Raw genomic sequence first — 12,526 nt, 5'->3', positions numbered from 1 at the left:
GAAGCTGTCCTTAGTCTTTTTATCATTTCGAAGGCGTAACTCAAAGAATTTACTACCTATTTAAGATAATCCATTGGTTGAGTTCTAACTCCATTAATTCTTACTTCAAAGTGCAAGTGATTGCCTGTCGAATATCCAGTTGAACCTATTAAAGCTATAGTTTCACCTCTAACAACTGCTTGTCCACTACTAACTAATAATTTTGAAGAATGTCCATAAAGAGTAGAAATTCCACCACCATGGTCAATTACTACATAATTACCATATGAATTATTCCATCCTGCTATCAGTACAACTCCACTATTGGCGGCTACAATTGGAGTTCCATAAGGAGCAGCTATATCTGTACCACCGTGACTTGACCATACACCAGTTATAGGATCTGCCCTACCTCCGAAATGTGATGTGATTCTATACTGTCCTGGTACTGGCCAAGCCATTTCTCCTCCAGCATATTCAACAGCACGTTGTGCAGCAATTATGTCTCTTTCAATTTGTTGCGATTGAGCTTCCATTTCAGCTTCTTGTCTTTGTATTTCTGCTATGTTATCTTCCAAACTTCTCATATAAGTTACTTTTGAGCGAGAAGCAACTAATACCTGGTCTTTTTTTTCATTCAAATTATTTATTACTGCTGTCAACTCAAGCCTTTCAGTTTCTAGGCTTAAATTCAAATCCTCTACTTCTAATTTTTGTTCTTCAATCTCCTTTAATAATTCTACATCACTTTGAATTATTAATTGAACCATATCAATACGAGTTAAAGCATCAATTAAATTTTCCGAATGTAAAATAACCTCTAAATATCCAGCTGTTCCTTGCTTATACATAACCCTCAATCGTTCTTCTAACGCCTCATTATTTTCTTCAATTTCATTATTTAACTTTTTTATTTCTTGTTCTGTTTCTGCTATTTTCATGTTAATTTCTTGCTTCTGAAGGTTGCAAGCATCAACTTCCAAACTAAGAGCATTTAATTCATAATCAAGTGCATTTATCTCTGCCTCAATATTTTTCTTTTCATTTTTTAAAGCATCCGCCTGTTTACGATACTCCTGAATTTGACTTTCAAGTTGTTTTTGCTTTTGCTGTAAATCAGCAATGCTCCCCCCAACACCTAAAGGAAAAATACTTAGTACCATTATTAAACATAATGATAATATAAAGGTTTTTTTAAACATACTCTCATACTCCTATACACTTAAGAATTTTTTTAATGAAATTAGACTTCCTAATATTCCTATTCCAATGCCAATAGTTAAAAATATTATTATAAGATCGTTAAGTATCATCTCTACCCCCACCAAATAACCAGACATGCCTGATATTAGTGCAATATATCTACCAGCCAAATAATTTATTAAATAATTATATCCAACCATTATAAGCATAATAGCTACAATTGACCCAATTACGCCAAGCATAATTCCTTCAATCATAAAAGGTCCTCTTACATAGCCATTAGTTGCTCCAATATACTGCATTAACTCTATTTCTTTACGTCTATTTAAAACAGTAATCTTAATTGTATTCGAAATAATAAATACACTTATAAGCATTAATATAATAATTAAACTTGTCCCAACTTTCTTAATAAATTCAGCTAGAACTATTAAACTATTTACTGCATCCTCATAAAATTGTACTTCTTCAACCCCGTCAAAAGTTTCAATTTGTGCAATTACATAATCAGAATATTTGACATCATCAAGCTGAACTATGTAAGTATTAGGTAATGGATTTTTTCTTAAACCTTCTAATAGATATGAATCTTCTCCCCAATTCTCTTTTAATTGTTCAAGTGCATAATCTTTCGTTTGGAATGCTACACCTAGAACACCATCTATCTCCTTAAAATCTTTACCCATTTGTTTAATTTTACTTTCTGATACATCTTCATCTATATAAACAGCTATCTCATCAAACGTTTCTTTAGTTATTAATGCTACATTATTTATATTCAATACTATAATTAATATAAATCCTAGTATTATTAAAACTGCCGCAACTGAACTAACAGCAGCTAGTCCCATCATACGATTTCTCCAAATACTTTTAAATGATTGTTTAAAAATATAGTTAAGCTTCTTTAGGTTCATCTGCATACCCCCCTGCTTTGATGTCTTTGATTATAACCCCATTTTTTAACTCAACTACTCTTCTTTGATATTTTTTAACTATATCTCTATCGTGAGTTGCCATAATGATAGTAGTTCCTCTTTTATTAATTTCGGTTAAAATCTTCATAATTTCCTTGGATGTATCATCGTCAAGATTTCCTGTGGGCTCATCTGCTATTATGGTTTCAGGTTTATTAATAACTGCTCGAGCAATAGCAACCCTTTGTTGTTCCCCTCCTGATAATTCATCTGGATATGATTTTGCCTTATCACTAAGACCAACCATACTTAAAACCAAAGGAACCTCTCTTCTTATATTTTTAGAATTACAACATATCATCTCCATTGCAAATGCAATGTTTTCATATACTGTTAATTTCGGAAGCAATCTATAATCTTGAAATATAAATCCAATTTTTCGCCTATATTCAGAAATATTTCTCTTTCTAATTTTAGTAATATTCTGATTATTATACTTAATAACTCCCTCAGTTGGGTTTATTTCTTTCAATAAAAGCTTTATTAATGTACTTTTACCAGCACCACTCTTACCTATAATAAATAAAAATTCTCCCTGTGCTATAGATAAGTTTATATTTTTAACTGCCGTGAAATCTTTCTTGTAAGTTTTTATTACATTGTTAAATTCAATCACATCTACACCTCTAAAATTACTATAATATATTATAACATATTTTGACAAATAATCTACCTTTACTTTTATATTCTACTTTATTTTTGTTGAAAATGAAATGTTTTTTTTTGGAATATTAAAAAAATAATAGAAATAATGAGAAATTAAGATATGTATCAGTGTAAGAAATGAATAAAGAAGCGAACTGCTTTTATTTGATAAAATTTGTATATAACATAACTTTTTCATACAAAAAAGACAACAGATGAGAAATTCAAGTTCAATAACTCATCTGTTATATAACAATAGCTTATTAATTTAATACTAATGCGCATATTCCTTTTCTAAAACTACTTTTTGAGGTAATTCTGTCATTTCTGTTTTTACAACAGTAAAAGGATAAGTCAAAATTTGTGCTGTAACATCACCAGGTTTAGGGTCAATGTACTCTGCGTAAACAGTCAAAATTTTTTCACCATTTTCTTCACTTAAAGTTAACCTATCAATTTCAACATCATAACCAGCCGTATTTTTTTCTCCTCTAGTTACTACTACATAAATATCATCATTTATTCTACATACTAAAGCTTTTTCCTTCATCCTGTAATTAGGCAAAACTTCACTTATCTGTGCTGGTATACTGTCTGGTTCTATTTTATCAAAACTCACATTTTCCGCACCCTTCCCTCTGAAGTATCTGAAAAAAAACAAAAGAGCAGCTATAAATACAATAATCGCAACAATTGATATAATTCTTTTCATAAACATCCCCCTACTATATATACTCTCTATATTCTATTCTTATATTTTAATTTTATGCTAATCATACAATAGTATGTTTTAAATTTGAGATTATTCAAAATAAGTATTTGACATTTAAGCTTGTCTATAAGTATAATTAATATAAGACACTAAGACATATTTAAATATAAGGAGTGGATAAAATGTCATGTGATTGTGCAGAATTTCAAAAACACGCAGATAATTTACAATTAAGAAATAAAAGTATTTTAGATATTGTTACAAAACTTGATGAACAAGTTTCTATGTTAAACAGAGCAGTTTTTAAATCAGTAACCCATTGTGGCTGTATAGAAATCAACGCATCTCAACAAGTTTTTTTAGATAATTTGACATTAGAAGAAAATCAAGAAAATTTAAAAACCCATATTGAAGGTGAACTGTGCCCTAAGTGCCAAGATAAAATAGAAGAAGAAATAGGAGATGTATTGTTTTATCTAGCTTCTATGTGTAATGCTTTAGAATTAGATTTAGATGATATTATGAAACAAAAACTAAGAAATTTAAAAACTTTAGGAATTTACAATCTACTTTAGTATGCATGAATTAATATTAAAAATAAAAAAAGGACGGCATTGCCGTCCTTTTAATATTCAATTATTTAATCTCTTTGACATAGTTCCAACAAAACTCCATATGTGCTTTTTGGATGACAGAAAGCTATTTTTGCTCCTCCAGCACCATATCTTGGTTTTTCATCAATCATTCTAATTCCCTTTTTCTTCATCTCAGCAATAGCTTCTTCTATATTGTCTACTTTATATGCTATATGCTGAACACCTTCACCATTTTTTGCTATAAATTTTGCAATGGCTCCATCTTCAGTAGTTGATTCTAAAAGTTCAACTTCAGTATCTCCAATAGGTAAAAAGGCTACTGTAACTTTTTGCTCATCAACAACTTCTTTACCTGCTGCTTTGAGCCCAAGTATTTCTTCATAGAATTTCAACGTTTCATCCAAATTTTTAACAGCTATCCCTATATGATCAACTTTTTTTACCATTTAATTACCTCCTACTTTTTTGCAATCGACTCTAAAAATTCATCTCTTACGTCATATACATTTTTCTCTTTGTTTAATATTTCTATTACCTTACTATCTAACTTGTTTTCACTATCAGTATGTGAAATAACTATTTTTCTTAACTCAGTTTCAATTAATTCAACAATTTCTATTTTAAGATTATTTCTTCGTCTTTCAAAAAACTTACCGCTTTCCTTCAAATAATTTATATGTTCATTAGTTTCCTCAATTAGCTTATCAATACCTTCATTTTTTACAGCTGTAACCATAACAATAGGAGGTCTGCGTTCAATATTTTGATTTAAGTCAAGCATCATACTTATTTCAGTAGCAGTACGATCAGCTCCAAATAAATCGCTTTTATTTATAACAAAAATATCTCCTATCTCCATGATTCCTGCTTTTATAGACTGAATATCGTCTCCTAGGCCAGGCACCATAACCATTAATATTGTATCAGCTGTTTTTACTATATCAACTTCAGATTGACCAACACCAACTGTTTCAATAATAATATAATCATACCCTGCAGCATCAAGTATTTTGACTGCATTCTTAGTATACTTCGATAGTCCTCCAAGGTACCCTCTAGTACCCATGCTTCTAATAAAAACATTTGGATTAAGAGCTAAATCCTGCATACGAATTCTATCACCTAGTATTGAACCACCAGAATAAGGACTAGTAGGATCTACAGCAATAATACCAACCTTTTTGCCCTCTTTAAGTAAAGCTTTCACCATTTTATCAGTTAGTGTGCTCTTACCTGCACCAGGAGGTCCTGTAATACCTATAATATGTGCATTCCCTGTATATTGATGTATATCTCTTATAATTTTTTCCGCTTCTTCATGATTGTTTTCAACTGCAGTTATAAGTCGAGCACATGCTCTCTTATTTCCAGTAAGCATTTGCTGTATTAATTCCTTAAATTCCAATTTGTCACCACCTTAAACGTAGAATTAGCATTATTGCAAACTGCGGGACGCATACAATGCGTCCCCTACATTTTAATATGTTATATTCATTGTATTTATCATTTAACGTTACTTTTAATGTATTCTATCATCTTTGTAGTAGTTGTTCCTGGAGTAAATATTTCTGCAATACCAGCATCTTTTAATCCTGGTATATCATCATCAGGAATTACACCGCCTCCAACTACTAAAATATCATTAACTCCTTGTTCTTTTAAAAGCTCAACAACTTTTGGGAATAAATGATTATGTGCTCCAGACAATATACTCATTCCTATTACATTAACATCTTCTTGAATAGCTGCTGCAACTATTTGTTCAGGTGTTTGTCTTAAACCTGTATATATAACTTCCATTCCAGCATCTCTTAAAGCTCGTGCAATTAACTTTGCTCCTCTATCATGTCCATCAAGACCTGGTTTAGCTACTAAAACTCTGATTTGTTTACTCATCTTTCATCCTCCTATACATTAAAGCAGTACTGCCTGCTCATATTCTCCAAAAACTTCTCTCATAACTCCACATATTTCACCAAGAGTAGCATATTCTCTAACTGCTGATAAAATAAATGGCATTACATTTTCAGTACCTTCACAAGCTTTTCTCAATGCTTCAAGTTTTTCTTTTACTGCATCATTGTTTCTTGCTGCTTTAACATCTTCAATTTTCTTTTTCTGCATTTCTCCTACAATTGGATCAACTTTTAACAAACCTTTAGGAGAATCTTCTTTTACTTGGAATTTATTAACTCCAACCACTATTCTATCTTCAGATTCTATTTCCATTTGATATTGATAAGCAGAATCAGTTATTTCTTTTTGGATGAAACCAAGGTCGATTGCCCTAGGTGCTCCTCCTAAATCGTCTATCTTACTTATATATTCCATAGCTTTTTCTTCTATTTCTTTAGTTTTAGCTTCAATATAATAAGAACCAGCTAATGGGTCTACAGTATTAGTAACACCTGTTTCATTTGCAATTATTTGTTGTGTTCTCAATGCAATTGTTACTGAAGACTCAGCTGGAAGAGCTAATGCTTCATCTCTAGAATTTGTATGCAAGGATTGAGTACCTCCTAAAACTGCTGCTAGAGCCTGCATTGCAACTCTTATAATATTATTATCAGGCTGTTGAGCTGTAAGAGTACAACCAGCTGTCTGAGTATGGAACTTTAACATCATTGATTTTTCATTTTTTGCTTTAAATCTATCTTTCATTATTTTTGCCCATAGTCTTCTTGCAGCTCTAAATTTAGCTACCTCTTCAAGTAAGTCATTATGTGCATTAAAGAAGAATGATAATCTAGGCGCAAAAGTGTCAACATCAAGCCCTGCTTTAATTGCAGCTTCAACATATGCAATACCATCAGCTAAAGTAAAACCTACTTCTTGTGCAGCAGTTGAGCCTGCTTCTCTAATGTGATATCCTGATATACTAATTGTATTCCATTTTGGAACTTCTTTAGAGCAATATTCAAATATATTAGTAATTAATCTCATTGATGGTTCTGTAGGGAATATATATGTTCCCCTTGCTATGTATTCTTTTAATATATCATTTTGAATTGTACCTCTTAATTTATCTGGAGTTACACCCTGTTTTTCTGCAACTGCTATATACATAGCTAAAAGAACTGCAGCAGGTGCATTTATAGTCATAGATGTACTAACTTTATCCAAAGGAATCCCATCAAAAAGTATTTCCATATCTTTTAATGAATCTATGGCAACACCAACCTTACCAACTTCACCTTGTGATAACGAATGATCTGAATCATAACCAATTTGAGTAGGTAAATCAAAAGCTACAGATAAACCAGTTGAACCTTGATCAACTAGATATTTGTATCTTTCATTTGATTTTTCTGCAGTAGCAAACCCTGCATACATCCTCATAGTCCAATTTTTACCTCTGTACATAGTAGGCTGATAACCTCTGGTAAATGGATATTGACCAGGATAACCAATTTCATTTTCATAATCAATATCTGTTATATCTTCCGGAGTATAAAGTCTTTCTACATTATCTCCTGAGCCAGTTTTAAACTCAGCCTTGCTTTCTGGTTTTTTACTAAGTGATTTGTTTAATACCTTTTCTTCCCAATCTTCTCTTGCTGTTTTTAACTGAGAAAGTTTTTCTTTTTCCAACATGCTTACCTCCATTTATTGAGCTTTAACAAGTATATTCTTTAATTAATATAATCCAAATTAATTAAATTTGCAAGATATTCCGTCAAAAAGATTTCCCTTTTTTTAAACTTGCATTAAAAATTGCAACATAAAATCATCCACGCATCCTAGCAATTAAAAAATTCATTAATATTTCAACATTGACAATGTTTTATTATATTTATTTAAACTATTTAAAATCCTTACAAATAAAAATTATTTTTATGTGCTGTCATAGCTCAAATCCATTTTTTGTTAATTTGCACTATATATTTCAATCACATATGAGTAATTTGTACATATTATATTATAGAAATATTTAGTACAACCATTATAAGTTAATCAAAATGCCACTAATAAAGGTGGTAAACATGAAATTAAAGGAGCATGCGAAATGAGTTATAGCAATGATAACAATATACAATCTGATTATTCAAAACAACATGTACATGATGTAGAAGGTTTAGTTTCACCAGCAGGTAGAGGCCGCGACAGACACACCCATTGTTTTGAAACTACAACAGGTAGGGCGATTCCTTGCAGAGATAGTCACATTCATGAAGTAGAATTTAAAACTAGCATTGATGATTGCCATTGTCACAAGTTTTGTGGAAAAACTGGTCCAGCTATACAATCAGGTTTTGGTGAACACATTCACTTAATAAAAGATCCTACATCTTGCAACGATGGACATAGACATTGTGTTATAGTAGCAACAGATACTGAAGAACCTATTAGATGCTAACTGTTATTTTAAAAAACAAAGGGCGAGATTATGATCTCGCCCTTACTGTTAAAATTGTATTAAATTAAACTCCTTCAAACAATGTTTCGAATTCTTTCCCCGTTATTGTTTCTTTTTCAAGAAGAGCTTGTGCAACCCTTTCTAATTTTTCCATATTTTCACTTAATAACTTTTCTGTCTTCAGATATGCAGTATCTATAATCGTTCGCATTTCGTCGTCTATCTTTGCAGCAACTTCTTCACTGTAATTCCTAATTTTATTAAAATCTCTGCCTAAAAATACTTCATCATCATTTGTTCCATAAGCCATTGGACCAAGTTTATCACTCATACCATAAGTAGTAACCATAGCCCGAGCAATTTTAGTTGCTCTTTCTATATCGTTAGATGCTCCTGTTGAAATATCATCAAGTGCCAATTTTTCTGCTACTCTTCCTCCTAATAAGCGAACAATATTGTCTTCCATGTCTGCCTTTGAAGCATATGATTTATCCTCTTCCGGAAGGTACATAGTAAATCCTCCAGCACCACCTCTAGGTATTATTGTAATCATATGAACAGGATCTTTCTTAGATGACAATCTAGCAACAACTGCATGACCAGCCTCATGGTATGCTGTCAATTTCTTTTCATTCTCACTTATTACTTTACTTCTTTTCTCTGGACCTGCTATTACCTTTGTAATAGCCTCTTCAATAATATCCATAGTTATCAATTCTTTATTTTGCCTTGCAGTTAACAAAGCTGCTTCATTCATAGCATTTTCTAAATCTGCAGGTGTAAAACCAGGTGTACGCTTTGCAACTATTTCTAAATCGATGTCTTCAGCTAAAGGCTTCTTTTTAACATGAATTTTCAAAATTTCTTCCCTAGCTCTTACATCTGGCAATCCAACATGAACTTGTCTGTCAAATCTACCTGGTCTCATTAATGCTGGGTCTAGAATATCAGGTCTGTTCGTTGCAGCAATAATAATAATTCCTTCATTACCTGAGAATCCATCCATTTCAACCAATAATTGATTTAATGTCTGTTCTCTTTCGTCATTTCCGCCACCCATTCCAGCGCCTCTTCTTCTACCAACAGCATCAATTTCATCTATAAATACTATACATGGTGCATTTTTTTTAGCTTGCTCGAATAAATCTCTAACCCTTGATGCTCCAACACCAACAAACATTTCTACAAAATCAGAACCACTTATGCTAAAAAAAGGTACTCCAGCTTCTCCAGATACAGATTTTGATAAATATGTTTTACCAGTTCCAGGAGGTCCTACAAGTAAAACACCTTTAGGTATACGCGCTCCAAGATTCACAAATTTTGATGGGGTTTTTAAAAAATCAACAATTTCACTTAATTCTTCTTTTTCTTCATCTAAACCTGCAACATCATCAAAAGTAATTTTTTTACTAGGGTCCTCTTCCTTATGCAACTTTGCTTTACTCTTTCCAAAGGACATGGCTTTACCAGCACCTCCGCCTTGAGATTGTTTCATGAAAACAAACCATAAAACTCCCAAAAGAACAAGCATCCCTACAGTAGGTAATATTTGAACCCAGAAAGGTGTAGCCGGTACAGGCTCCCCTTCAATAACTATCTCACCAGTTTCAACCTTTTCCATAAGATAATTATCATAGAAACTTGAAGAAAACAAGAAAATAGTAGGTACATACGAAGTAAAAGATGAATCATCTTTAAATACTCCCTTTACGTCACTTTCAGTAAATGACAGTGACTTAATATTGTTATTTTGTATTTGAACTATTAGCTCGCTATATGATATTTTATTGTCTTCTGATGATGGATCTATCATATTTTGAGCCAACAGAATAATAACAATAAAAATAACTATATACATAGCGATGCTTCTCATAAAACCTTTCAATTACAGCCTCCTCTCAGTCCATAAGACTGTGCGTTTTGATAATAAATTGTATCATAATTTTATTTTAATTACTATAGTTAATTCTACAATACAAATTCTTAATTACTATAAATTTCTTCTTTTAATACTGCTATATAAGGCAGATTTCTGTACTTTTCATCATAATCCAGACCATAACCAACTACAAATTCATCTGGAACTTGGAAGCCAGTATATTTAATATTTAAATCGATAGTCCTTCTACTTGGTTTATCTAAAATAGTACATATTTCAACTGATTTAGGACCTCTAGCCTTTAAATTTTCCATTAAATATGACAAAGTCAATCCTGAATCAATTATATCTTCAACTATTAATACATCTTTCCCTTCTATTCCAGCATCTAAATCCTTTAAGATTCTTACTACTCCAGAGGACTTAGTCCCTGAACCATAACTTGAAATAGCCATAAAATCTATATCTAAAGGTAGCTCAATTCTTTTCATCAAATCACTTAAAAAAATAACAGCACCTTTTAAAACACATATCAAATGCAAGTCCTTACCTCTATAATCTTCTGTTATTTTCATTCCAAGTTCTCTGACTTTAGATTGTAATATATCTTCATCAATAAGTATTTCTTTAATATCCTTGTTCATTTTTGTCCTCCCATACAGTTATGTTTAATATTTTTTTTGTTGAAGATGAAACTTTATATCTGTTATGAATTCTAAAACCTTCCAACCATAATATATTACAGTCATCAGCTATTATTAACTTTTTGTCTCTTTCAAAAGTAGGAACTTTCATATCAATAAATATATCCTTTATCTTTTTGCTACCTTTCATGCCACAAGGAACAATACTATCTCCATGTCTCCTATTTCTTACTTTTAATTTTCCTTCAATAAGACCATAATCAAGACTTATACCTAAATTATCTTTAGGATTAAACTCTTCATATTCCAATACTTTAAGTAATATAGTCTTACCTACCTCTTTAATAAATATAGGTTCATCCGTTATAATATTATATATAAAGCTAGAAGTATTTTCAACAATTTTCCTAACAATAAATTTACCATAGCTTATACTAATTGTAAACCCTTCTGTTAAATTTATTGTTTTTCCTGTCTTCCCATTTTTTATAAATTCATTAATATATTCAATATGCTTCATTTCAATATTATTAGTATTTCCCTTTAATTCCTCTATCCCTTGCCTAATAATTCTTCCTGTTTCATAATCTTCCATACTTTTTAATTTCTCAAAATCTAAAACAACTTTATTATTATCCACTTCTAATAAAGAATCTTTATACTTAGAATTAATATACTTTGAGATTATTTTACTGTCCCTTTTCATTACTTCAGACATTCTATATAATGTATTCTGAATATTGGGATTAAAGTCCTTTTCAAGATAAGGTATTAAGTTTAATCTAATCTTATTTCTTCCGTAAATATCCTGACTATTTGTTTTATCTATGCAAAATTCATAGTTATTATCATACAAGTATTTTTCTATTTCATATCTTTGAACATTTAATATTGGTCTGATTAAATCATCTTTAATAAATGACATAGCACTTAACCCATCGATTCCGCTTCCTCTTATGATTCGTTGCAAAACAGTTTCTGCTTGGTCATTAAGATTATGAGCTACAGCTATTTTTCCTCCACCTATTTCATTTAAATTTTCCCTAAAAAAGTTATACCTCAGTATTCTACCAGCTTCTTCTTCTGTAACTTTGAGTTCATTAGCATAATCCGAAGCATTTTTTCTCTTTACAAACAGCTTAATACCATAGGAACTACATAAAGACCTAACAAAATCCTCATCATGCTGAGCATCTTGTCCACGATACATATGATTTATATGTGAAGCATATAAATTAAAACTTAATGTTTCCTTTAATAACCTTAAATTATGAAACAAAAAAATAGAATCAGGCCCGCCTGATAAGCCTATTAAAATATTATCACCATTCTTTATTAGATTTTTATCCAATATATTTCTTTTAACTAAATTATACATAATATTCCTCATTAATGTTTACATACCTTAAATTATACCACAAAATAGATATTTTAAAAATAAATTTCACAAATTAAATAAAAAAATTTAGGCATCGCCTAAACTAAGCTTTATTGTAATTCTTAAATTCAATTGAAGAATCTCATGATTTCA

13 protein-coding genes are annotated in these 12,526 nt (G+C 30.9%); 2 read left to right on the top strand and 11 right to left on the bottom strand.

Annotated elements, in window-relative coordinates; genetic code table 11:
• Positions 1–56: 56 nt before the first annotated feature.
• The 4 genes from U8307_RS11905 to U8307_RS11890 all read right to left on the bottom strand — a co-directional run bounded on the left by U8307_RS11905 (position 57) and on the right by U8307_RS11890 (position 3,516).
• Entirely contained in the window at positions 57–1,181 is a 1,125-nt protein-coding gene (locus U8307_RS11905) for a murein hydrolase activator EnvC family protein (protein WP_326908167.1), read from the bottom strand.
• A 12-nt stretch (positions 1,182–1,193) separates the two neighbouring features.
• On the bottom strand, positions 1,194–2,099 hold the full coding sequence (gene ftsX / locus U8307_RS11900) for a permease-like cell division protein FtsX (RefSeq protein WP_326908166.1): 906 nt from the start codon (positions 2,097–2,099) through the stop codon (positions 1,194–1,196).
• The gene (gene ftsE / locus U8307_RS11895; RefSeq protein WP_326911603.1) at positions 2,080–2,775 is read right to left on the bottom strand and encodes a cell division ATP-binding protein FtsE; all 696 of its coding nucleotides are present in this window, start codon (positions 2,773–2,775) and stop codon (positions 2,080–2,082) included. Before ftsE ends, ftsX begins: the two co-directional genes overlap by 20 nt.
• A 303-nt stretch (positions 2,776–3,078) precedes the next feature.
• A complete protein-coding gene (locus U8307_RS11890) occupies positions 3,079–3,516 on the bottom strand; it encodes a protease complex subunit PrcB family protein (protein ID WP_326908164.1) in 438 nt (145 codons plus the stop codon).
• Positions 3,517–3,698: 182 nt separating this feature from the next.
• Here U8307_RS11890 and U8307_RS11885 point away from each other — a divergent pair, with 182 nt between their 5' ends.
• Positions 3,699–4,091 carry a MazG nucleotide pyrophosphohydrolase domain-containing protein gene (locus U8307_RS11885; protein ID WP_326908162.1) on the top strand — a complete coding sequence of 131 codons (393 nt, stop codon included), beginning with the start codon at positions 3,699–3,701 and terminating at the stop codon, positions 4,089–4,091.
• Positions 4,092–4,156: 65 nt separating this feature from the next.
• Here U8307_RS11885 and mce read toward each other — a convergent pair whose 3' ends face one another.
• The 4 genes from mce to U8307_RS11865 all read right to left on the bottom strand — a co-directional run bounded on the left by mce (position 4,157) and on the right by U8307_RS11865 (position 7,706).
• Positions 4,157–4,558 (bottom strand): methylmalonyl-CoA epimerase, encoded by a 402-nt coding sequence (gene mce / locus U8307_RS11880; RefSeq protein ID WP_326908160.1) that lies wholly within the window; start codon positions 4,556–4,558, stop codon positions 4,157–4,159.
• A gap of 11 nt (positions 4,559–4,569) precedes the next feature.
• Positions 4,570–5,490, bottom strand: a complete 921-nt coding sequence (gene meaB, locus U8307_RS11875; RefSeq protein ID WP_326911602.1) for a methylmalonyl Co-A mutase-associated GTPase MeaB — start codon at positions 5,488–5,490, stop codon at positions 4,570–4,572.
• Between the two features lie 125 nt (positions 5,491–5,615).
• Complete coding sequence (locus U8307_RS11870) at positions 5,616–6,008, bottom strand: cobalamin B12-binding domain-containing protein (RefSeq protein ID WP_326908158.1); 393 nt, start codon at positions 6,006–6,008, stop codon at positions 5,616–5,618.
• A gap of 18 nt (positions 6,009–6,026) precedes the next feature.
• Positions 6,027–7,706, bottom strand: coding sequence for an acyl-CoA mutase large subunit family protein (locus U8307_RS11865; protein ID WP_326908156.1), 1,680 nt, complete (start codon positions 7,704–7,706; stop codon positions 6,027–6,029).
• Positions 7,707–8,118: 412 nt separating this feature from the next.
• Between U8307_RS11865 and U8307_RS11860 the strand changes: the two genes are divergently transcribed.
• Complete coding sequence (locus tag U8307_RS11860; protein ID WP_326908154.1) at positions 8,119–8,469, top strand: YmaF family protein; 351 nt, start codon at positions 8,119–8,121, stop codon at positions 8,467–8,469.
• 64 nt (positions 8,470–8,533) lie between these two features.
• On the opposite strand, the gene ftsH is transcribed toward U8307_RS11860, so the two are convergent.
• From ftsH to tilS, 3 genes are all read right to left on the bottom strand, one after another.
• A complete protein-coding gene (gene ftsH, locus U8307_RS11855; RefSeq protein WP_326911600.1) occupies positions 8,534–10,345 on the bottom strand; it encodes an ATP-dependent zinc metalloprotease FtsH in 1,812 nt (603 codons plus the stop codon).
• A 110-nt stretch (positions 10,346–10,455) separates the two neighbouring features.
• Positions 10,456–10,995, bottom strand: coding sequence for a hypoxanthine phosphoribosyltransferase (gene hpt, locus U8307_RS11850; protein ID WP_326908152.1), 540 nt, complete (start codon positions 10,993–10,995; stop codon positions 10,456–10,458).
• Positions 10,979–12,373, bottom strand: coding sequence for a tRNA lysidine(34) synthetase TilS (gene tilS, locus U8307_RS11845; RefSeq protein WP_326908150.1), 1,395 nt, complete (start codon positions 12,371–12,373; stop codon positions 10,979–10,981). The genes hpt and tilS overlap by 17 nt, the downstream gene beginning before the upstream one ends.
• Positions 12,374–12,526 lie beyond the last annotated feature (153 nt).

Source organism: Sedimentibacter sp. MB31-C6 (assembly GCF_035934735.1).
In the GTDB taxonomy this organism is placed as follows: Bacteria; Bacillota; Clostridia; order Tissierellales; family Sedimentibacteraceae; genus Sedimentibacter.
The sequence above is the reverse complement of the archived record's forward strand: the minus strand, read 5'-3'. Positions and strand labels throughout refer to the sequence as shown.